Raw genomic sequence first — 20,497 nt, 5'->3', positions numbered from 1 at the left:
TGCTTGATAAGCGGATTAAGGAATTAGATGGAATCGAAACTTAAGGCGGTGGGCAAGCTGCAATTGATGGAAGAGAAGCAGCGAGACAAAGTCGGGCAACAACTTGATGTCATGCGTCAGCGCCACTCTCACCTTTCAATGCAGTTAGCGCAACTTTCTGCCCTGAAGAACCACGCCGGACAATCTGCTTTAACCACGCCCGTGCTGAATAGTGCTGCACTGATGAATCTTAATCGAGTAGACCAAATGCTACAAAAGATGTTGCGCCACCACGAACAGGAACAAGCGGTGATGCAGGCGGAATGCGCGTCGGTGCAAAAACATCTCGAATACAAACATGCCCGAGTTCAAGGCTTGGAGAAGGTGTTGGAACGTTGGCGCACTAAGCAAAACTACGAAAAAGCCAAGAAAGAACAAAAGCTGATTGAAGATATCATCAACTCTCGCTTAAAGCGCAAAGCCTTATAGCGTCTCCAACTCTGGCTGTTGAGCTTTGTGTGAAGCCTTAAATAGCTCGTCTAAATACTCGCTCAAAGGCATCGGTTTCGCGACCCCATAACCCTGCGCAAAGTCGATGCCTAGACCTCTTAATATCGCAATGTGTACGGTGCTCTCGACAAACTCTGCCACTGTTTCTAAATGCATTTCTTTTGCGACCGTCGCGATAGAGCTGACGATCAAACGGTCGGTTTCATTCTGCGTAATCTCACGAACAAACGCTCCTTCAATTTTAAGAATATCCAGTGGCAATCTGCGCAAGTACGCGAAGCTAGCGTAACCTGTTCCAAAGTCGTCTATCGCGATTTTGCAGCCCTGATTTCGCAAGTAATTCAAGGTTGCAATGGCTTGCTGTTCATTGATCAGGGCGGACGATTCGGTGATCTCAAAGCAAATCTTATTTAACGGAATAGAGAAGCTTTGAGCGCTTTCAATAATGCGTGCTGCAAGGTTTTCGGCACTGAGTGTTTTGGCGGTTAAGTTGATTGCACAGTGGCCAATCTCATCCCAATTCTTAACCTTGTCACTCAGCATTCGGAAGGTATTGAGAATGACCCAATGGTCGAGTTTGAGCTCCAACCCAAACTGATTAATCAATGGGAAAAATGCCGAAGGTGGTAGAACTTGCCCATCGCGCTCTTTCAGACGAAGAAGTACTTCAAAGCTGTGTTTAGACGGCTCAGATTCAGAAAGCTTCATGTATGGTTGGCAGAACAACTCAAACTGCTCGCGCTTAAATACCTGTTGAATGTGATTGAGTTTGTCCACGCGGTCCATTTCAAAAGATTGAATGTTGACCCAATGGATGCTGCTGTCATTCTGTGGTGGCTGATCGCACAGAATCGACACCACTTTCTCAATGTCTTGGTCTTGGCTAACGAGCGTGCAGAAGATGGTCGGCGACACCAATGCGACGGATGTGCCCCGCCAGTAGAATTGGAAGCTCTCTAAGTACTTGGCGACTTCGTTAAGATCATCCTCTGCAGTATCTGAGTAATGGGTAAAGCTCAGCAGCCCTGTAGAGAAAGGTGGGCGATAGCAGCGATTGATGCTGTTGTTGCGTGAGTACAAAAACTCACTAAGCTGCATGATGAGTTGAGATTTTCCCTCATGCCCTAAATCGGTCAACATCGATAGCGTTGGCGTTAAGTCAAGGTAGATCAACAAGGAACGCGATTGATGACTGATGTCCTCTTTCAACTGAGCGATGTTTGAAAGCCCTGAATATGGGTCGATACGCTCTGAACGGATTTGTCTTTGTGTCATCTCAAACAGTTTCACTGAGTAGCCGCCAAGTAGGTAAGCTAACGTTGTGAGCACGGTAATAATGATCAGCAAGCCGTAGAACTGTTTGTCTCCAATCAATCCTTCATTGAAGTGACGAATACCGTCGTTAAGGATCAACAAAATAAACGGCGAGCCGACAAAGAGCGGGCGAATCAAACCGTGTTTTGCTAAACCAACTACGACAAGTAAGACGGCAAAGAAGCTCAGTGAATTGAGCATAAATGAAGAAGAGGAGAGTGCGGCAGCAAAGAAAATTGCGACGCAACTTACCAACCAAGTTATGTAGCTTTGACAACGGTTGTTAGAGACCCTCAAACGTTTATCCAGTGCGAGGTAGGACTGGGTATCGGTGTCGGTTAACAAACTGACCACCACGTACAAGATTGGCGTGACCAGCAATTGAGTTAAGTAGTTACCTAACGTGGCATAAAACAGAAAATCGGCACTCAAGAACTGGCCATCAACGAAGGTGTTGACCAACATCATCTTGACGGTATTAACGAACGGAAATAAACAACCAATAATGATGAAAAACAGGCTTATCCGCCGTGCAGCAGGTTGATGAAGTGAGCGACTGTTGAGGTAGTGAAATAAGCTTGAAAACGCAAAAGGCAGTATAGGAACCGTGAGGGAATAGAGCAAGGCGTGCTCAAAGCTTCGACCCGTAAAGAAGTAATAGGCCATCAAGCTCAATACAATCGCAGGTAAAGCTCGCCATTGGTAACGTAAAAAACTCACCACCATTACTGAGCTAACGACTGATATAAGCTGGAATGCATCTTTTTCAATGACGAACATTTGCGACAGTGCAAATCCGGCAAACACGGACAGAGTGACGCCAAGAGTCAGAAACAGCATCGCTTTGATTCGGCGAGCCGATGCAGCTTTATTCATGAGTTTGATCTGAAAATGGTTGGATAGCCGATAATAACAGTATTATCGGCTTGAGATGAACTGGAAAATTACGTGGCTTAGAGTTTTTATTCTAAAAATTGTAACTAAGGATAAAGCTACGTGCTACAAAGACTTACGTCGTCTTGTCCAAGCCAGTAGTCCTCCTAAAGCTACCCATCCAAACCCGATAGAACCACCATCACTGCCGTTATCGCCGAAGTCATTACTTGTGGTGTCTTCTGGGTCAAAACCTGAATCCCCTTCACTGTGGTAATCTTCGGTTGTGGCTAATGCGGCATCGTAAGTGGTCTTAGTGCCAGCGCTGGTCTGCGCCTCAATCCAAGGGGTGTAATTCAATACTTCAGTAAATACGCTAGGAATGGCAGGAGATTCGCAAACTGATGAGCCGTAACTGACGATACCGATTTGCTGATAATTACCGCTACCATCTTGATACGTTAACGGGCCGCCTGAATCACCACTACATATCCCCGTGTAAGCTCGGTTTGGGAAGCCGTTGGCACACAAACTTTCTTGAGAGTTGAAACCAGAAACCAGTGAAGAGCATTGTGAATCTGTGAGAGGTTGGATTTCTGCCCAGCGCAGGTAATTCGGCCCTGTCGCATCGTTGGTCGAGGTTTGACCAAGCCCAAAGATTTGGAACACTGACCGGTTACTGTAGTCACCAAAGTCCTGTGGCAAAGTGATGGATTGGACATTGTCTGTAATAGGGCGCGTCAGTTCCAATATCGCGATGTCATTGATCCACAAGTCACTCGCGCTGTAATCGGGATGAATCGTGATAGAGCGTACGTCTTTGAACTCTTCGACAAACACATCATCCATGGTTGGGTTTTTGACTAAAACGCGAAGATCATTGATTGTCCACCCGTCGGTGAATACATCCGATTCTACACAGTGTGCAGCCGTCATGATGTACCTGTCATTGACGATCGTACCGCCACAGATGTTGGCAAATTGACTTGAGCCAGTGCGGTGCAGTATAAGGCGCGCAAAGAAGGGGAGTTGATTCGCAGACGCTTGTTGCCCGCCAATAATAAACGTTTTTAAATCAGGATCGTTACCGCTACTGGCGGTTTCTGCAGTTCCAGACAGTGGCACCATGAGTAAAACGCCACTCATTAAGACATGATACAACCTCATAAAGCCATCCTTGGGTTTTGAAAGTACTCTTCTTACTTTATACCAATTCCGGCATTAATCTATTCACTTAAGAAACGAATAATTTTAATAAAGCCTATAGGTTACTCAAGGGGTTGTATATTGCTCTGACCAAACTCTTGTCGCAGCCAAGAGCGTAACAAGTGAAACGCCTCATGTTTGAGTTTGTGCGGCGGACAGACGAAGTAAAACTGCTGGTAAGGATTGATGATTGGCTGCCCTAATTCTACGAGTTGGCCGTATTTGATGTCATCTTTTACAAATAGACGGTGCGTGACCAACAAGCCTAGTCGTCGGATTGTTGCTTGCACGGCCTGAATCGACATATCAAAGGTGACTGGCTTTGTCCCTTTTGGACGTTCTATGCCGGTTTCTTCTTGCCAAACTTGCCAGTCGTGTTTTCGGCGATCATTGGTAACTTCGATAATAGGGTAAGTGTTCAGAAGTTCTGGAATGTCATAAGGCGCAGAGTGTTCGAGCAGTTCAGGGCTGCACACCAAGACCAATTCATCCTCACTCAGCTTCTCACAATAGTAATCTTGCCATTCAAGAGGACTGCCGTGCACCAAGGCGGCATCGATGCCTTCTTGTTCCAAACTGAATTGGCCAATGAGATTAGATAAGCGGATATCTAGTTGCGGAGCGAACTCTTGCAAACTCGACATTCGAGGTATCCACCAATGCAGGGCCAGTGAGTTGACCATGTTAAAGGTAATGCGCTTGGAATTTTGGTCATGAATCAGCGCTTCTGTGGCATCGACAATCTGCTCAAGTGCAGGTGCGACCTTGCGATAGTATTTTTTTCCTTCGTTATTGAGGCGAACTTGGCGACCAACTCGATCAAACAAAGGCTTGTTCACTTGGCTCTCTAGGGATTTGATGGCTTGGCTAACCGCTGAGTGGCTAACAGAGAGCTGTTGAGCCGCTTCTGTCATGCTGCCAGTCTCTGCTACCGCAACAAAGGCATAGATCGACTTCAGTGGGACTAATTTGCGCATAGTGTCTTCACTCCTATTACCTTTGTAGTTAGCGGTAAGCTGATTCTAAATCTGTAAGTTTTTCTTACATTAGCGTTTAAAATAACTCGCTATTTCTGATGAACGCCTTTGCCTAAAATACTCCATGAATTAAGGAGTATCCAATGAAAGTCGAAAATAAACCCGTCATCTTTATGTTGATGTCTACATTAAGCTTATCTGTTACTGGACTGCTAGCGAAGCAGCTTAGTGATGATCTTTCGGTGACCCTATTCAGTTTCTTGCGCTTTTTCACTCCGGCGTTGATTTTGTTGGTCATGCTGCGCTTAAAAAACCTGACTCTTCCTACTGGCAAGACTTTTAAACCCATTTTGCTTCGTGCCTTTTGTATTGGTATGTGTCAGTTGTGCTTTATCGCTTCTTTGCAAACGCTCACTTTAGTCGAAGGTGTGGTGTTGTTTGCGACAGGGCCTTTGTTTATGCCTATCGTTGAAAAACTCTTTATGCGCGGACAAATTAGAATGTCGACCATAGTGGCGCTGGTTATGGCATTCACTGGTGTGATTCTGTTGGCTGGCGCAGATGGTGAATTTACATGGCGAGTCGACCTGTTATTGGGTTTGGCTGGTGGTTTGTTTAACTCAGGCTCACAACTGACACTCTATAAAGCCAGTAAAAGTGACCTGTCGCCATTAGAAATCAACTTCTGGACGTTCGGTTGTGCTGCTTTACTGATATTGCCACTGATGCTTTTCAACGATACAAATGTGTTATTGCACTCGCTTTCACTCCACGCGTTTGAAACACCGAATACATTGCTTGTCTTTTTGATGTCTCTTTTGATCATCAATACACAGGTCTTTCGTTCGAAAGCGTATCAATTGGCTAGCAGTGGCTCTCAACTTGCACCGCTTATTTTCACCAATCTACTGTTTACCGCGGTGTGGCAATGGATGTTTTTCGATGACCAAATGAGCCACAGACAAATATTCGGAATAAGCCTTATTGTGCTAGCTACGATATTAAACACATGTTGGGTTCGGTTCTCTGTATTTTTAGATAATAGAAAGCATCGTAATGAACGATATGATTTTAAAACAATAGGAAAAAATCAATAGAGTTTAATGCTCAAGTTAAATCCCCTCATCTTATAAAGATTGTATATCAATTGATATGTTTAATTATTAGCACGAGCGTATGACTATTGATGCAGTTGCTAACTAATTGACTTTATAAACTAGTGTAAGATCTATGTATGAAATTGAGCTGTTTGAGCGGATGGTTTCAGTATAGTTACTAGTGTTATTTTTATTAATATCTACTGGTTTCTTGACTAAATAATTATAAAGATAGAGTGGTAGAATGTATGGAATATAACTTTGAGCGAGACTTGGCACATTGGTTAGAAGCAAAGGAAATCTCAAGGAAGGAACTCATCGCTATTTTACAACAAGCATATTATGAGGAGTTTGGCGGATTAGATTCGATAACGCTGAGTCGCTGGTTAACCGGTAAGGTGGTACCCCCGTTATACAAACAATTTCTTATTGCTAAATGTCTTGACTATGATTTGAGAGAGATCATCTTAAATATTAATGTCGACGAATTGAAGAGTCCTTCGAGATATACCACCATATTAACTAACTTGGTTAAGGCTTTTGATTTTTCTTTAACGGCACTATCGTACAAAAGTGTACCTGAAAAAGTGACTAGTGAGATAAGATCTCATACTTACTATGACCATATTGAATTATTTGATGAATTCTATGGAAACCTATCTGCTATAAGTGGTTTTTTATCAGAACTTTATTCCCTTAAATCAGAGGTTAAATATAAGTGTATTTTACTTAAAAATGGAGAGGGCGAAGTTATTGGGCATTGGGCTGGTATTTTGAATCTTGAAAAAATAGATAACTTGCCTTCCTTTGTTCCTATTCCTGAAGATGAAGTTAAGCGTAGTTGCCTAGTTAAGTTAGGGCATGCAATGAATTCTAATCATTTTTTTGAACTCGTTGTTCAGGCTATTTGCTATTACTTGCTTAACCATTTCAAAAGTAAAGATTATGTTTATATTTTTATTGCAGGATATCCAGTACTTGAATTTGCAAGAAAAGTTTTTAATGCAAAAGAAGTAAAATATTACCCTCCTGTAAATGGATCTCAAAAAATGGGGCTTTATCTTGTAAAAATAAATATTATAAAAGCAATTTCAAACCCTATATTAATTCCAAAAATAAAGAAAAAGCTCAAATGTCTACAGTCTTGTGATTTTGTTGATTGTAACTTGTGCAATCTTAGGGATTTCCGACAGTAGTATTTCTCTTACAAATTTACAAAAACAGTGGAATATAAAAAACCTTGTAGCCCCCAGAAAGTAACGTCATTTTTCATTATTTGTTTACGTGCTGCTTTAGTTTCGACGCGCTCAATTATTAATTTTGTGCGCGTTTTTTTACTTAGTTCAATCACCTTACTGTAATGATCTGCTTCAGTAGAGTGTTCCACTTTGAGAAATTGATAGAAGCCAGATAAAAGCTCTTTTTCCCGAAAATCAGAATCTAAGTCGTAGTCGTCAGCTGCTAACATAACCTTCTGTTTTTGTAGAAACTCAAATCCTTTTCTTATCTCAGAACAGCTTTTACATGAATTTCTTTCTGTAATTTCTACAACTAAGTTAGCTTTTAGCTCCTCTAAGCTTTTCTTGAGAATGACGATATCGCACAGTAGGTATTTGTCGCAAAGATTGCTGCGCTCTAGGTTAATGAACAGATGTTTTCCTTTAAAATCGTCAGAATAACGATTGATGTAACGATCTAGCCTTGCAACTAACGCACGACTCATATGAGGATATTTGATCTCCGTAGAGTATACCTCTTCCGCTGCTTGTTTAGATAGAGTTCTGGGATCAATTAGCACTTCGAAGCCCAAGTTATTACCTTTAATATCAACGATTTCTTGTAATTTATAATTGATATCGAGAAGACTTATACCGTTGCTTTTGTTTAAGTAATCTTCAATTAGAAAACACATGTTTTATTTTTCCATTTTCTTGAACATGATAGTGAGGAACTCCATCTCTTCATCAGAGATAAGAGGCTCCTCATCAACCAGTTCTTTCCTTCTAAACTCGATAAAGCCTTTAATTTCCCGCAACTGCTCCGGTTTCATTTCAGTTATACGTTGTTTTATGTATTGAAATTCGCCGTTTTCTAAGCCATTCATGTGCTGCCTGTTGTTAGTGTTTCTCTACATTTATATTTCAATCACTTTGGAAACAGTTTAATTAAAAGGCCTAATTATTGAGTTGGCAGTGTTGTTTTAAAATCAAACAGACTGCTAAGTCTCGATGACTTACCTGTTTCTTTTATTTGCACCATTGATGTCGGGCTTCGCAATTCTCCTTTGGTCGCCATTGAATTGTTTGATTTTTAACCAGAATGAACTAGCGTCAAGAAAGGAGCAGGGAGAGAAAATATGCTGACTTTAAACTATCACGTCGAGATTGCCGCGACGCCTCAACGCGTATGGAGCGTGTTGACCGATGTCGAACTATACAAGCGATGGGCGCAAGCCTTTTCACCTCAGTCTCAATTTGATGGTGCATGGGAAGAGGGAAGTGACATTACTTTCTTTGATCCAGATATGGGCGGGACAAGGGCGATCATCGATACGGTGCTGCCGCTACAAAAACTCGAGTTTCATCATGTTGCCATTTTTAACCCGGATAATCGGCAGCAATTGGATGGGGATTTGGCATCTAAGTGGATCGGATCTCGTGAGATCTATCAGATCGAGACGATAGAAGATCGCTTATTGCTGAGTATCACCATTCATACTCACAGTGATTTTGTGTCGATGTTCAATCATGGTTGGGAAAAGGCACTGCCGTTGATCAAGCTCATCAGCGAAGAGTAAGGTTAGATTGCGGGTCAATTTGGGCTGACGACAGGTTGCTTGTGGGTATACAATAGCCGCCAATTTGCGCACCAAGAGAGTTGATGATGGAATTTAAGGTTGATACCCACACGCATACGTACGCCAGCGGCCACGCTTATAGTACGTTGATTGAAAACGCGAAATCGGCAAAAGAGAACGGGCTAGATATGTTCTGCACGACCGACCACGCTGAATCAATGCCGGGTGCGCCTCATTACTGGTTCTTCTCTAACCAGAAAATTCTACCTCGCTTTCTTGAAGGCGTTGCGATTATTCGCGGTGTTGAATCTAACATCATGAACACCAAGGGTGAGATCGATATTCCAGATAGCGTTGTTCGCAACTTGGATTGGGTGATTGCTAGCTTTCATGAGCCAGTGTTCCGCCCAGCGGATAGTGCTACGCACACTGAAGCGCTGCTGAACATCATCAAAAATGGTCGTGTTGATGCGCTAGGCCATTTGGGGAACCCCAACTTTGACTTCGATTTTGAAGCTGTACTGAAGTGCGCTAAAGAGCACAATGTCGCGATTGAAATCAATAACACCACATTGAAAGGCAACAGCCGTGTCGGTAGCGTAGACCGTTGCCATGAAATTGCGCAAATCGGTAAAGAGCTCGGTGTCTTCTTCACCACGGGCAGTGATGCGCACTTCTGCCACGATGTGGGTAACCTAAGCTTGGTGGGTGAGTTAATGGATAGAGTCGGCATCGATAGCAGCAAGGTAATTACTCACTCAGCACAACAATTCTTAGCCTTCTTAGAGCTGCGTGGCCGTATGCCAATTGCAGAGTATGACGAGATTCGCAACGCATAAACTTGATTACATTTTTGGTTATGCAAGTGTTAAGGGATTGCTTTACACTGCTCGCATTAAAAAGCCGACTCAGAATTCGGCATTCAATGGAGAAGTGAAGATGTTACGTCCTTTAGTGTTGGGGTGTGTAATTGCGTTAGGCTCAACGTACGCAATGGCAGAAGCCGTCGACTTAAAACAAAACATGAAGCAGATGAAGATGGAATTCAAACAGGCGGCAGAAGCGTCTGATGTTGAAACCATGAAATCTGCGATTGATAGCTTGCAAGCGATCGTTGAACAATCTAAGCGTGGTAATTACCCACCAGAGAAGTTCGATATCTACCTAGAAGGCTTTAACAAGCTGACGGTAACGCTAGATAAGATTGAAGCGGATCTTGATGCAGGCAAGCTAGAAGAAGCGAAAGACCAACTGCGTGAAATCGATAGCCTTCGTGAAGAGTACCACGACAAACGCAACCCAAGTATCTGGAGCAAACTGTTTAGCTAACCGTTTATCCAACTTGAAGAAATGACCATCAGCCTGCTACTTCGGCGGGCTTTTTTGTGCCTGTCAATCGAGGTATTCAAGAAAACCTGTGAGGTAGCAGCCACTTATTGATCCTGTTTTTGAGCTACCACTCAGAATTGGTTACGCTGTGTGAAATTTGTTAAGTCACCGTTATGCGTAGATTAATTCCTTTTTACCGCTCAATGTTATTTGCTAGTGCTCTCAGTTGGGCGCTAGTGACGCTGATGCCTGTTATCAATGCTCATGGTAACAGCATGGGCGTGTGGGCAACGCTATGTACGCTTAACGGTTTTGAATTGGTTCAAATAGAAGAGGGCGACAATTCTGTCAGCCACAAAGGTAAGCCTTGTCCGTTTAGCCACTTCTCGACTTTTCATCACGATACACTTCCAACGACACCAATACTCTCAAGACTGAGCTTGGTGATTTCTGACAGCTACGCTTATTTGGCTCTAAGTGTGCGATTTGAAACGCCAGTTCCTCGAGCGCCGCCAGTTTCCCTTTTCTCATAACGAAAACCATTACACGATACCCAAGTAACCTCGAGATGCTTGGTTCAGCGAGAATGACTTGGTTTGTAGACGCGGCGGCGATTTAAAGGTCTAGTGGGTCTAAATCAAGATATCGACAACAAAGTATACAAGCCAAGGCAACTCGCCCTTCGGGAGCGTGTCATTGCTCCGATTGCTGCTTCAAACAACTTGGAAAGAGTTGTCTATTACACAGCGTTGTTTTCTTTGCACTCGAATCAATGACAACGCTCTGAATCCAGCATCTTGAAGTCACTTGGGTATATAGTCAGCAACACTGCCACTTCGAGCAGTGGTACTCCCAAATCTAAGTCAATTAGCGCTGCATACGAATGTGTATGTGCAGTTGCGTTTGGCTGAATTTGGGTGTTCAACAATGAAAAAAGGAAAATACACATGTTGAGAAACTCGGCAAAGCCTCAACTCAAGGAAGCCTCACGCGCAAAATCCATCTACTTTATGACGTGGCGATGGCACTTCTACGCAGGTTTGTTCGTCATTCCATTTATGCTCATGCTTTCCCTCACTGGGTTGGTGATGTTGTTTGATGATGAAATCGAACTGGCTCGATACGAAGCGACATTGCAAGTTTCACCACAAGAGCAAATGGTTCCTGTCTCTGCACAATTAGAAACCGTAAAGCAGGCGTATCCCGATTTTAATGTCACTCAATTTGTACCTGCTAAAACGGCCGATATTGCCAACCGATTCTCGATTCAAAACCAAGAAGGCAGCTCGCTGATTGTTGCAGTAAATCCTTACACAGGAGACGTACAAGGCACCATTAATCGTGGTGATAGCATTTATGAACTGATGAACAGCATTCACGGCACATTGCTCATCGGCGACCTAGGCGACCGTTTAATTGAAATCGCCGCAAGTCTGGGGATTTTGCTGTTGGTGTCTGGTTTGTACCTTTGGCTACCGAGAGACAACGCCAGCCGTGCTGGCTTTTTGAAAATTCGTTTTGGCAGTGGAACTCGTATTTTGATGCGAGATCTGCATGCGAATTTAGGTGGTGTGCTATCAATTGTTCTGTTGTTCTTTTTGATTTCAGGTCTGTCTTGGGCTGGGATATGGGGCGCGAAAATGGTGCAAGCTTGGAATACCTTCCCAACCTATTACACATGGGGTGAGAAACCAGAGTCGACACTGGCACACAAAGATCTTAACCATGGTGCTTCAGAAGAGATGCCATGGAACTTAGAGCTTGCTGCTGTGCCAGAGTCGAAAGACAAACCCGCTCATGATCATGCCAATATGAAGGAAGAGATGGCATACGCAGGCAACCATGATGCGCTCTCCATTGATGATATCATCCTCAAGGCTGAAATGATGGGCTTCACTGGCTATAAGCTGTTTTTGCCACGCTCTGAGACGGGCGTTTACACCGTTGCAGCTAACTCTATGGGCGGCGATATTTCCGACCCAAGACAAGATCGCACCAGCCACTTTGACCAATATTCCGGTCGCTTGTTGGTGGATGTAACGTGGCAAGATTACAGCCTATTTGCCAAGCTCATGGCGGCAGGTGTGTCACTACACCAAGGTGATGTCAGTGTGCTTAACAAAGTACTCAACGTGGTGTTCTGTTTGGCGTTCATCTTAATCTCAATCACAGCTGTGGTGATGTGGTGGATTCGTAGACCAAGTCGCAGTGCTGCATTGGGTGCGCCACCTAAGTTTCAGCAAGACGGCATTTGGAAGCTTGGCTTAGTAACGTTGGTAGTATTGTGTCTGGCGTTCCCGATGGGCGGTTTGGCGATTGTTACGGTTCTCACTCTGGATTGGTTGTTGTTTAACCGCGTCGAGAAGCTGAAAACGGCGTTGAATTAGTAACAGACAAAGAATGAAATAGTAAAAGAGCCAGCGAAGTGCTGGCTCTTTTTATTTCTGGTAAATCTCCAGCGGTAAGCCATCTGGATCTTGGAAGAAGGTAAAGGCTTTGCCTGTGAATTCGTCAATACGAATTGGCTCAACTTCAACGTCATTCGATTCTAGGTAGGCTTTCACCTGTTCAACATCATCAACCAAAAACGCGAGATGTCGTAGCCCTTGTGCTTCGGGAAAGCTCGGTCTCTCTGGTGCGCCCGGAAAGCTAAACAGTTCAACTTGGCTGCCGTCGGGTAAAGCGAGGTCAAGCTTGTAGGAGTCTCTGGCTTCACGATAGTTTTCAGCAATGACTTTCAATCCCAACACTTCAGTGTAAAAGCGTTTTGACCTTGGGTAGTCGCTGCAAATGATCGCGACGTGATGAATAGCATTAAACATGGTTAGCCTCTTCAAACATGGCTTGTATCCTCGGAGACTAAATGCTCCTTAACGAAGTCGATAAATACGCGCAGGCGAGCAGGCATGTATTTGGTTTGCGCATACTGCATCGCGATAGCGCCGTGGTAGTTACTCTTGATCATCCAATCCGGCAATACTTCCACCACTTCCCCTTGCTCTAACGCGTCTTTGATCACGAAATCATGGAAGATCCCAATTCCCAAGCCAGACTTAACCCCGTTCAAGCGCATTTGAGAATGGTTGACGGCGTAGCGCCCACTCACGGCAATCGAATGAAAGGCTTCCTCTTTAAAGAACGACCAGATGTTGTCTTTGTCGTTCTCGGCAAGGTAAATGCAGTCGTGCTGCTCAAGCTCAGTGGGATGCTCAGGCATACCGTGTTTGGTGAGGTAATCTGGAGAGGCACATAAAACGAGATTGGTCTTGCTGATCTCTTTGAGTACCAGATTCTCATCGGGTTTGTCGGTGAGCTTAAACGCGACATCAATACCTTGGCGGAACAGATCGATCTCACCATCTGCTGCACGCAGCTTAAGCTGTATATTTGGATAACGTTCTAGGAATGGCAACACAAACGGTTGAAGCACCGAATTAAGAAATGCTTCAGGGGCTGCTACTGTGAGTGCGCCTGTTGGCTCGGCATGATCTTCCGCAGATAGCTCAACGGCTTGCTGTGCGGCATTCACCATTGCGATGCTTTGGTCGTAAACCTTTTGCCCAGCTTGAGTGATGATCAACTTACGAGTCGTGCGCTCAAACAGTTTGACCGAGAGGGCTTGTTCCAACCGTGTGATCAACTTACTTAAAGCCGATGGCGTTACGCCGAGTTGTTTAGCAGCAGCGGTAAAACTGCCTTCGTTTACCACCAAGATAAACGAAGCAAGATCAGGAAGTAGGGCAATGAGTTTTGGATTAACCATAATTGTTCAGTTCTGCGCAGCGGAATAACGATATTGTCTGGTACGGTTTCACGAGGTTCAAGTGTCACCGTCTCGCTTTAACGATATTTTGCCAAAAATGCATTGAGTGCAGGCAAGCCAGATTCACCAGTATGGTATTGCTGCCAACAGTGATAAATGGCCGTTTCGTGGTCTGCAATCAACTCGATAGCTTCTCGCTCAGCGATTGAATGCTGCTGTGAAGCTTTCACTTCTTCATGCCACTCTCGATATTTGACCTCATAAGGTTCTACCCACTTCAGAAGAGTCGCCACCAACTCTTGCCATGGTAAACCAATCCACTTGGTTGCATCTGCCAAGCCTTTATCCAGCATCTCTTGGTATCGACTTTCGATATCCATGCCATTTGTCAGCAGTACAGGTTTGAGCTTTTCTGCGGTGAGTTCTTCCACTTCAATCAAGGTTTGCCACAGCGCTTGTTGTTCACTTTGGGCGGAATGGCTCAAGTAGTGGTTGAAAAAAGCGATGCCGTAGATTTCGCCATAGTAGGCAGACAGAGCGTTATGAATCATGGTGAGAATCGTGATTTAAACAGGGAATACCGCATTGTAGGAGGGGAAAGCGCGAAGTGTAAATACCTGATTAAGAGTAAAAAAGTGCTGCTGACAGAATTCGAACAGAACTTGTGAGAATTTTATGAGAATTCGATGAAGTTGCTGATAGATTTGCTCGTCATTCTTAGAGGCAAGAACGCAAAACGTTCGAAACGTAATGCTTAACCTACTCAAGTCACGAACAAAGAAGTAAAGCCGTACACATGGGCTTGGGTAGTTCAACCCTCATTAAAGGATGGAATCACAATGAAAAAACGTACCCAACTCGGACTCGTCATGACTTCAGTCGCTATGGCACTAGGCTCTGCATCAGTGAATGCGGCGGAATTGGAAATCACCGTGACAAACGCAACCAAAGGCATCTACTTTACGCCACTTATTGTTGCTGCACATGGCTCTGATCTTCAAATGTTCAGAACGGGTCAAGCAGCAACGCCAGAACTAGAAGCAATGGCAGAAGGTGGTGATATCTCTGGGCTTGCTAGTGTGATTGGTAACGCTGGTGGTGCGGTGGTTGAGAACCCTGCTGGTGGCATTTTGAATCCAGGTGTTGCAACCACCTTCACCTTGGATAGTGGCGACCACGGTTATCTTTCTCTGAGCGCGATGTTGCTGCCAACCAATGACGGTTTCGTCGGTCTGGATAGTTGGAAGATTCCAACGGAAGCGGGTACATACCGAGCAACGCTAAGAAGTTACGATGCCGGTACAGAAGCGAACGATGAACTTGCGTCTAGCATGCCAAACCCACCTTTCATTACCTTTGGTACTGGCGGCACAGGCGTTGAAGCAACGGTAACTAACGACAAAGTTCACGTGCATCCGGGCAATCTTGGTGATAGCGATCCAACCGGCGGCATCAGTGACCTCGACAGCAGCAGCCATCGTTGGTTAAACCCAGTTGCAACCATCACAATCGTTGTGAAGTAAGGGGGATGTATGAAATACAGAATCTTACTAGTAGCAGCTTCAGTCGGCTTGCTCGCCGGTTGTCCAAGCGATGATGATAATGACGTAGTGAAATCGTACCGCTACACCATCAACGTGGCGAACTTGACTGCGAATCAACCTATGTCTCCGCTCGCGGTACTCACTCACAATGGTGACTACCAACTGTTTGAAATTGGACAAGCGGCATCTGTTGAACTTGAGCACCTTGCCGAAGGCGGGAGTAACGCTGAGCTGATTGAGTTGATGAACAGCAATGACAGTGTTTACCAAGGTATTTCGGGCAATGGATTGGTGTTGCCTGGCGCATCGGACGAAGTCACCATCACGGTTGACCCTAGTCGTTACGGTTACTTGTCTGTGGCGTCTATGTTCGTGAATACCAACGATGCATTTGTTGGTGAAACGGGGCTATCGCTCAAATCGCTCGCAGTAGGTGAAAGCTACGAAATGAGCATGAACGTTTGGGATTCCGGCACAGAGCTGAACGATGAACTTGCTGCAACCATTCCGGGCCCAGCAGGCGGCGGTGAGGGCTTCAATGCCGCCCGTAATGACAGCAATGACGTTGTTGCATTCCATGCGGGGGTAGTTAGCCAAGATGATGGATTAGCAAACTCAGCACTTTCTGCGAACCATCGTTTCTTGAACCCAGGTGCGAAAGTCACCATCACTCGAGTCGAGTAACACAGGCTCCGATGACGTCTCCTTTCCAAAGCGCTTGTAGCCGCGCGCTTTATCCCTCATGGCGTCATCGGAACCTTTTTTGAAAGAATTTCTAATTTGTTCCGGTCATGTGCAAAGTGAGGATACTCGAAGGCAAGGAAAGGACCATGGAACAACAGGCAATCAATTTAGTCGCGAACATCTTGTTGGTGGAAGATGACGATGATTTGGCGGAACTGGTTCAGATGCATCTCAAGTTTCAAGGACACCAAGTGTCGCGAGCAACAAATGTCGCCGATGCTAAAGCGCAATACCAGCAACAACCCTTTGATTTATTGATCCTTGACCGAGGTTTACCAGATGGTGATGGTCTAGATATCTGCCATTATTTGCGTCAGCAACAAGATTGGAGCCCTGTGCTCATGCTGACCGCCAGAGACGGTGAAATGGACAAGGTTGACGGTTTAGAAGCGGGTGTTGATGACTACATCACTAAGCCATTTAGCGTATTAGAATTCCAAGCACGAGTGCGAAACGTGTTACGCAGAGTCAGCCAAACCGCAGAAGCCAAAGTAGTAGATGAAGTCCTCGAAGATGCGATGGATTTTGGTCCGCTGAGAATCATTCCGGAGTTGCACCAAGTATCCCTAAACGACAAGGATGTCACGCTCACCGCGACAGAGTTTACTTTGCTGCAGTTTCTCGCGACTCGTCCGGGCAGAGTCTACAGTAAAGATGAATTGCTCGATCACGTTTGGAACACCAGTCATTCTGGTTATCACCACACGGTGTGTAGCACCATAAACCGTTTACGCAGCAAGTTGTCTTTGTCTGATTCTGATCATCACTTCATTCAAACCGTGTGGGGTGTTGGATATAAGTTTCAACCAAGACACTAATGCAAGAAAGTAAGTCAAAACATCAAGCCAAGACAGTAAGTCGGCAGTTGTTTTTACCGTCATTTTTCAATCATCACGGGTGTTTCAGAAACACCGCTGTTTAAGGAGGCGATAGGATGAGCTTCAAATCTCGCTTGGTAGTATTTACTAGCTTGTGGTTCTGCCTCGCGGCGGTGGTGATTGCACTGACTTACAATTGGCAAAAAGAAACCATCGAGTTACGCACTAAGCAAAGCCTGCATAAAGAGCTAGCTAGCCATATGCGTGATGATAATCCGCTGATGATCGGCACGGATTACAACCCCAAAGCGCTCAAGTCGATTTTTCACACGCTTATGCTGATCGGCCCTGATTTTGAAATCTACTTCCTCGATAGCCAAGGTAACATCACCACCCATGCTGCACCGGAAGGGGCGGAGATCATGGGGAAGGTGGATCTCAATCCCATTAAGCAATTCTTAAATGACCAGCCTTTTCCTATTTTGGGTGAAGATCCACGTAATCGTGGTGAACACAAAGTCTTTTCTGTCGCGGCGATAGAGGAATTAGGCTCAACGGTCGGTTATCTCTACGTGGTGATTGGCAGTACCCGACATGACGCCATTGCCAATGCTCAAGTCGATACCCCTTACATCGCGCTGGCAGGATTGGTTTTAGTGTCCATTTTAGGCTTTGCTCTCGGGGCTTATGTGCTGGTCAAACGTAGTCTATTGAACCCGATTGAGCGTGTGACCAAGCAACTTCAACAGCAAGCTGAACATGATTTCCGCCTGCAACCTGATTTTACTCACCAAGTGCCGGAGCTCGTGCCGATTGCGCACTCTTATCAGATGATGGCAAAGCACATTCAGCAGCAGTTTTTACAGTTGGAGTATCAATCGTCTCATCGTCGTCAAAGCTTGTTGCAGCTTAGTCATGATTTAAAAACGCCGTTATCGAGCGTGTTGGGCTATTTGGAAACGTGGCGTTTGCAACATCCGGAATCTGATCCTTTGATTGACGTCGCTTTCCGAAATTGTGAGAAGCTTTCAACTCAATTGCATTCTTTGTTAGACGCCGCGCGCAAAGAAGCACCAATGCCAAACTACGAGTACCGCCCCGTAGATCTTGGCGCGTTGATGGCAGAATGTGCTGAAACGATGCAGAGTCAGTTTTCTCGTAAAGAAGTGGTGTTGAAAGTGGATATCGATAGCGAGATCCAAACCGTGGGTGACAAGGGGCTTTTGGAGCGGTTGGTATTGAACCTGCTTGAAAATGCATTGCGCCACAGCCCAATCGGCTCGGAAGTGCATTGCCAAGCGTATTTGAGTGAAGATAAGTCGCGCATCCACTTTACCTTCGTCAATCACATCGAGGAAGAAGCGGAGGGCGGTTCTTTGGGGATCGGGACGAAGATTGTCCAATCGATCTTAATGCTTCACCACAGCTACCTTGAGACCAATGCAACATCCTCTCAGTATCAGCAGAAGTTCACTCTAAGAGCGGTGTGAGCGCTTTTTCACCGCCTTTAGGTTCTTACTCTGCTCCCCTAGTTCCAGCTCTTATCACACATAAAGCAAGCGCCTATCTATCGGGCGCTTTTTGTTTGTCTCATACAACCGGTATTTCTCTTAAGCTACACACTCAATGTAATTGCTGAAAACAGAATCGGCTAGTCATACTCATTAAACATTAATTTCATCTCGAATAATTCATCCAATCCGTTATTTAATCGTTGAACAAATAACATGTGCGAATAAAACGTATTCTGTTACATATTTAACGTGCTAGATTGCAATATTAACCTTGTTGTCTAATTTGTGATGAAAATATTACAAACATAGTTTTTATCTTTTCGTAGAGATTATAAATTGATTTGTGATTTATATTAGCAATAAGTGTTTTAGTGAATATTTTAATATGTGTTTGGTTGTCTATTTGTGGGTGTGGGAATTGTTGCTTATATCATCAGATGGAATGAAAAAGTGGAACTAAAGTCACTTAATTGCAGCGGAAAAATCTAAACTATAGACCTATTAGGTAATAATGGTTTAGTAACAGATAGTTACGGATTCATAATTAATAATATGGCTAAACTTCCGACAAGGATCGAAAAGATGAGCGACAAGGAATCTATTCAGACTAATCGCAGCCGCCGCAATTTTTTAAAAGGTGCAACTGGTGCAGTTGTGGCTGGCGTCAGTGCTTCAGCGTTTTCTGGTGCTGTTCAAGCAAAGGAACCGAATATCGACTGGAGCCGTCTAGGTAAAAAGAACGATAAACGCTTTTGGCGTAAAGTTCAAAAGCAGTTCGTGTTGGATAAACGAACGACTTACATGAACATCGGTACGACAGGTTCAATGCCAAAACATGTTCTTGAAGGATACGAAGACAGCAACAAAATCGTTGCTAAGTACCCGTGGGATATGAAAGACAAGTTTGGTGCTTGGCCTCATGTTTCTGAAATGGTGACGCAAGTAGCGCCGGGCTTTGGTGCTAACCCAGATGAAATCATTCTAAGCCGCAACACTACTGATGGCCTATGTTCTATTATCAATGGCCTTCATTTCGAACCGGGCGATGTCATCCTAACGACTCACCACGAACACGTTGCTGCCACTTCGCCAATGAATGTAGCAAAACACCGATTCGGTGTGGATGTGGTCGAAATTCAACTTCCTGTTTTCACTGGTACTGAAGACGTTTCTGAACAAGATTACATTCAAGCGTTCCGCGAAGCGATTGAAGCCCACCACAACGTTCGTCTTATCGTCTTCTCGCATATTACCTACAAAACAGGTACTACTCTTCCAGCCAAAGAAATCTGTTCTCTCGCAAAGCAACACGGTATCCCAACCTTAGTTGATGGTGCGCACACTGTTGGTATGTTCGATTTAGACTTCCACGATATGGATTGTGATTTCTATGCAGGATCTGGCCATAAGTGGCAGTGTGGTCCAGGCGCGACAGGTATCTTGTATGTACGTGATAACGGCAACCGTTTGAATGAGTACTGGAGCGATCGCGAGAATCCATTGTGGTTGATCAACTCTTCTCTTTCTCACGCTGATTACCTAGGCAAGCAATTGCAAATGCAATACATTGGTAATGACAACTACCCAGCAAAACAAGCACTTGCTGATAGCTGTAAGATGTGGGATGAGATTGGTCGTGACCGCATTCAAGAGCGCGTTCTTGAACTAAGTGACCTATGCAAAACGCTGCTTAATGAAGCGTTACCACATGCTCAAATGTACTCGCCAAATGTGGAAGGCTTAACCAGCGGCCTAACGACGTTCAACCCATTTAGCGATGTGACGGATGAAGAACGACTCACCTTGTTCCGAGACCGTCTGCGTGAAGACTATGGCTACATCATCCGTACGACAAGCTTCAAGCTGTACAAAGATGATGCTTACGAAACACAAGCACTGCGCATCTCAACGCATCTATTCCACGATGAGAAAGACGTAGAAGGGCTTGTAGAAGCCATCACGGATCTTTACTACTCGTTCTAACGTTGTTGAACTTTCAAAGCGCCCTTTATTGGGCGCTTTGTGGAAGAGA

At 44.7% G+C, this 20,497-nt stretch carries 21 protein-coding genes; 13 read left to right on the top strand and 8 right to left on the bottom strand.

The features are described 5' to 3' along the window. Nucleotides 1–27: 27 nt before the first annotated feature. The gene (gene fliJ / locus VCHENC03_RS19845; protein WP_009704993.1) at nt 28–468 is read left to right on the top strand and encodes a flagellar export protein FliJ; all 441 of its coding nucleotides are present in this window, start codon (nt 28–30) and stop codon (nt 466–468) included. Here the strand turns inward: fliJ and VCHENC03_RS19850 are convergent. The 3 genes from VCHENC03_RS19850 to VCHENC03_RS19860 all read right to left on the bottom strand — a co-directional run bounded on the left by VCHENC03_RS19850 (nt 463) and on the right by VCHENC03_RS19860 (nt 4,859). Beyond that, nucleotides 463–2,679, bottom strand: coding sequence for an EAL domain-containing protein (locus VCHENC03_RS19850; RefSeq protein WP_009704992.1), 2,217 nt, complete (start codon nt 2,677–2,679; stop codon nt 463–465). The two genes, fliJ and VCHENC03_RS19850, sit on opposite strands and share 6 nt — an antisense overlap. 123 nt (nt 2,680–2,802) lie before the next feature. Further along, the gene (locus VCHENC03_RS19855) at nt 2,803–3,843 is read right to left on the bottom strand and encodes a S1 family peptidase (protein ID WP_198158276.1); all 1,041 of its coding nucleotides are present in this window, start codon (nt 3,841–3,843) and stop codon (nt 2,803–2,805) included. 101 nt (nt 3,844–3,944) lie between these two features. Beyond that, complete coding sequence (locus VCHENC03_RS19860) at nt 3,945–4,859, bottom strand: LysR substrate-binding domain-containing protein (RefSeq protein WP_009704990.1); 915 nt, start codon at nt 4,857–4,859, stop codon at nt 3,945–3,947. A 143-nt stretch (nt 4,860–5,002) separates the two neighbouring features. Between VCHENC03_RS19860 and VCHENC03_RS19865 the strand changes: the two genes are divergently transcribed. Both VCHENC03_RS19865 and VCHENC03_RS19870 read left to right on the top strand, forming a co-directional pair. After that, complete coding sequence (locus VCHENC03_RS19865) at nt 5,003–5,956, top strand: DMT family transporter (RefSeq protein WP_009704989.1); 954 nt, start codon at nt 5,003–5,005, stop codon at nt 5,954–5,956. A 248-nt stretch (nt 5,957–6,204) separates the two neighbouring features. Further along, nucleotides 6,205–7,152 (top strand): hypothetical protein, encoded by a 948-nt coding sequence (locus tag VCHENC03_RS19870; protein WP_009704988.1) that lies wholly within the window; start codon nt 6,205–6,207, stop codon nt 7,150–7,152. 8 nt (nt 7,153–7,160) lie between these two features. Here VCHENC03_RS19870 and VCHENC03_RS19875 read toward each other — a convergent pair whose 3' ends face one another. Both VCHENC03_RS19875 and VCHENC03_RS19880 read right to left on the bottom strand, forming a co-directional pair. Next, a complete protein-coding gene (locus VCHENC03_RS19875) occupies nt 7,161–7,868 on the bottom strand; it encodes an EAL domain-containing protein (RefSeq protein ID WP_009704987.1) in 708 nt (235 codons plus the stop codon). A 3-nt stretch (nt 7,869–7,871) separates the two neighbouring features. Next, entirely contained in the window at nt 7,872–8,060 is a 189-nt protein-coding gene (locus VCHENC03_RS19880; RefSeq protein ID WP_009704986.1) for a hypothetical protein, read from the bottom strand. 252 nt (nt 8,061–8,312) lie between these two features. Between VCHENC03_RS19880 and VCHENC03_RS19885 the strand changes: the two genes are divergently transcribed. The 5 genes from VCHENC03_RS19885 (at nt 8,313) to VCHENC03_RS19905 (ending at nt 12,469) form a co-directional block, all read left to right on the top strand. Next, nucleotides 8,313–8,753, top strand: a complete 441-nt coding sequence (locus tag VCHENC03_RS19885; RefSeq protein ID WP_005436019.1) for an SRPBCC family protein — start codon at nt 8,313–8,315, stop codon at nt 8,751–8,753. Between the two features lie 86 nt (nt 8,754–8,839). Continuing rightward, nucleotides 8,840–9,592 carry a phosphatase gene (locus tag VCHENC03_RS19890; RefSeq protein ID WP_009704984.1) on the top strand — a complete coding sequence of 251 codons (753 nt, stop codon included), beginning with the start codon at nt 8,840–8,842 and terminating at the stop codon, nt 9,590–9,592. Nucleotides 9,593–9,692: 100 nt separating this feature from the next. Beyond that, on the top strand, nt 9,693–10,082 hold the full coding sequence (locus tag VCHENC03_RS19895) for a cytochrome b562 (protein ID WP_005436021.1): 390 nt from the start codon (nt 9,693–9,695) through the stop codon (nt 10,080–10,082). Between the two features lie 173 nt (nt 10,083–10,255). Beyond that, nucleotides 10,256–10,615, top strand: coding sequence for a hypothetical protein (locus VCHENC03_RS19900; protein WP_080773099.1), 360 nt, complete (start codon nt 10,256–10,258; stop codon nt 10,613–10,615). A gap of 414 nt (nt 10,616–11,029) precedes the next feature. Beyond that, nucleotides 11,030–12,469: a PepSY-associated TM helix domain-containing protein gene (locus VCHENC03_RS19905; protein WP_009704981.1), complete on the top strand. Its 1,440-nt coding sequence runs from the start codon at nt 11,030–11,032 to the stop codon at nt 12,467–12,469. Nucleotides 12,470–12,520: 51 nt separating this feature from the next. Here the strand turns inward: VCHENC03_RS19905 and gloA2 are convergent, their stop codons facing one another. The 3 genes from gloA2 to VCHENC03_RS19920 all read right to left on the bottom strand — a co-directional run bounded on the left by gloA2 (nt 12,521) and on the right by VCHENC03_RS19920 (nt 14,396). Continuing rightward, the gene (gene gloA2 / locus VCHENC03_RS19910; protein WP_009704980.1) at nt 12,521–12,904 is read right to left on the bottom strand and encodes an SMU1112c/YaeR family gloxylase I-like metalloprotein; all 384 of its coding nucleotides are present in this window, start codon (nt 12,902–12,904) and stop codon (nt 12,521–12,523) included. Nucleotides 12,905–12,915: 11 nt separating this feature from the next. Continuing rightward, the gene (locus VCHENC03_RS19915) at nt 12,916–13,845 is read right to left on the bottom strand and encodes a LysR family transcriptional regulator (protein WP_009704979.1); all 930 of its coding nucleotides are present in this window, start codon (nt 13,843–13,845) and stop codon (nt 12,916–12,918) included. A gap of 77 nt (nt 13,846–13,922) precedes the next feature. Beyond that, nucleotides 13,923–14,396: a hypothetical protein gene (locus VCHENC03_RS19920; RefSeq protein ID WP_009704978.1), complete on the bottom strand. Its 474-nt coding sequence runs from the start codon at nt 14,394–14,396 to the stop codon at nt 13,923–13,925. A gap of 288 nt (nt 14,397–14,684) precedes the next feature. Here VCHENC03_RS19920 and VCHENC03_RS19925 point away from each other — a divergent pair, with 288 nt between their 5' ends. From VCHENC03_RS19925 to VCHENC03_RS19945, 5 genes are all read left to right on the top strand, one after another. Beyond that, nucleotides 14,685–15,368: a spondin domain-containing protein gene (locus tag VCHENC03_RS19925; protein WP_005384002.1), complete on the top strand. Its 684-nt coding sequence runs from the start codon at nt 14,685–14,687 to the stop codon at nt 15,366–15,368. 9 nt (nt 15,369–15,377) lie between these two features. Next, on the top strand, nt 15,378–16,073 hold the full coding sequence (locus tag VCHENC03_RS19930) for a spondin domain-containing protein (protein ID WP_009704976.1): 696 nt from the start codon (nt 15,378–15,380) through the stop codon (nt 16,071–16,073). A 146-nt stretch (nt 16,074–16,219) separates the two neighbouring features. Then, complete coding sequence (locus VCHENC03_RS19935) at nt 16,220–16,951, top strand: response regulator transcription factor (RefSeq protein ID WP_009704975.1); 732 nt, start codon at nt 16,220–16,222, stop codon at nt 16,949–16,951. Between the two features lie 116 nt (nt 16,952–17,067). Further along, on the top strand, nt 17,068–18,441 hold the full coding sequence (locus VCHENC03_RS19940) for a sensor histidine kinase (RefSeq protein WP_009704974.1): 1,374 nt from the start codon (nt 17,068–17,070) through the stop codon (nt 18,439–18,441). Between the two features lie 606 nt (nt 18,442–19,047). Next, a complete protein-coding gene (locus VCHENC03_RS19945) occupies nt 19,048–20,448 on the top strand; it encodes an aminotransferase class V-fold PLP-dependent enzyme (RefSeq protein WP_009704973.1) in 1,401 nt (466 codons plus the stop codon). Nucleotides 20,449–20,497: the final 49 nt, after the last annotated feature.

This window comes from Vibrio sp. HENC-03, from assembly GCF_000305755.2.
GTDB classification, from domain to species: Bacteria; Pseudomonadota; Gammaproteobacteria; order Enterobacterales; family Vibrionaceae; genus Vibrio; species Vibrio owensii.
The sequence above is the reverse complement of the archived record's forward strand: the minus strand, read 5'-3'. Positions and strand labels throughout refer to the sequence as shown.

Coding starts and splice junctions, on each gene's coding strand:
- fliJ (WP_009704993.1), top strand. CDS start 28: ATGGAATCGAAACTTAAGGCGGTGGGCAAGCTGCAATTGATGGAAGAG.
- VCHENC03_RS19850 (WP_009704992.1), bottom strand. CDS start 2,679: ATGAATAAAGCTGCATCGGCTCGCCGAATCAAAGCGATGCTGTTTCTG.
- VCHENC03_RS19855 (WP_198158276.1), bottom strand. CDS start 3,843: ATGAGGTTGTATCATGTCTTAATGAGTGGCGTTTTACTCATGGTGCCA.
- VCHENC03_RS19860 (WP_009704990.1), bottom strand. CDS start 4,859: ATGCGCAAATTAGTCCCACTGAAGTCGATCTATGCCTTTGTTGCGGTA.
- VCHENC03_RS19865 (WP_009704989.1), top strand. CDS start 5,003: ATGAAAGTCGAAAATAAACCCGTCATCTTTATGTTGATGTCTACATTA.
- VCHENC03_RS19870 (WP_009704988.1), top strand. CDS start 6,205: ATGGAATATAACTTTGAGCGAGACTTGGCACATTGGTTAGAAGCAAAG.
- VCHENC03_RS19875 (WP_009704987.1), bottom strand. CDS start 7,868: ATGTGTTTTCTAATTGAAGATTACTTAAACAAAAGCAACGGTATAAGT.
- VCHENC03_RS19880 (WP_009704986.1), bottom strand. CDS start 8,060: ATGAATGGCTTAGAAAACGGCGAATTTCAATACATAAAACAACGTATA.
- VCHENC03_RS19885 (WP_005436019.1), top strand. CDS start 8,313: ATGCTGACTTTAAACTATCACGTCGAGATTGCCGCGACGCCTCAACGC.
- VCHENC03_RS19890 (WP_009704984.1), top strand. CDS start 8,840: ATGGAATTTAAGGTTGATACCCACACGCATACGTACGCCAGCGGCCAC.
- VCHENC03_RS19895 (WP_005436021.1), top strand. CDS start 9,693: ATGTTACGTCCTTTAGTGTTGGGGTGTGTAATTGCGTTAGGCTCAACG.
- VCHENC03_RS19900 (WP_080773099.1), top strand. CDS start 10,256: ATGCGTAGATTAATTCCTTTTTACCGCTCAATGTTATTTGCTAGTGCT.
- VCHENC03_RS19905 (WP_009704981.1), top strand. CDS start 11,030: ATGTTGAGAAACTCGGCAAAGCCTCAACTCAAGGAAGCCTCACGCGCA.
- gloA2 (WP_009704980.1), bottom strand. CDS start 12,904: ATGTTTAATGCTATTCATCACGTCGCGATCATTTGCAGCGACTACCCA.
- VCHENC03_RS19915 (WP_009704979.1), bottom strand. CDS start 13,845: ATGGTTAATCCAAAACTCATTGCCCTACTTCCTGATCTTGCTTCGTTT.
- VCHENC03_RS19920 (WP_009704978.1), bottom strand. CDS start 14,396: ATGATTCATAACGCTCTGTCTGCCTACTATGGCGAAATCTACGGCATC.
- VCHENC03_RS19925 (WP_005384002.1), top strand. CDS start 14,685: ATGAAAAAACGTACCCAACTCGGACTCGTCATGACTTCAGTCGCTATG.
- VCHENC03_RS19930 (WP_009704976.1), top strand. CDS start 15,378: ATGAAATACAGAATCTTACTAGTAGCAGCTTCAGTCGGCTTGCTCGCC.
- VCHENC03_RS19935 (WP_009704975.1), top strand. CDS start 16,220: ATGGAACAACAGGCAATCAATTTAGTCGCGAACATCTTGTTGGTGGAA.
- VCHENC03_RS19940 (WP_009704974.1), top strand. CDS start 17,068: ATGAGCTTCAAATCTCGCTTGGTAGTATTTACTAGCTTGTGGTTCTGC.
- VCHENC03_RS19945 (WP_009704973.1), top strand. CDS start 19,048: ATGAGCGACAAGGAATCTATTCAGACTAATCGCAGCCGCCGCAATTTT.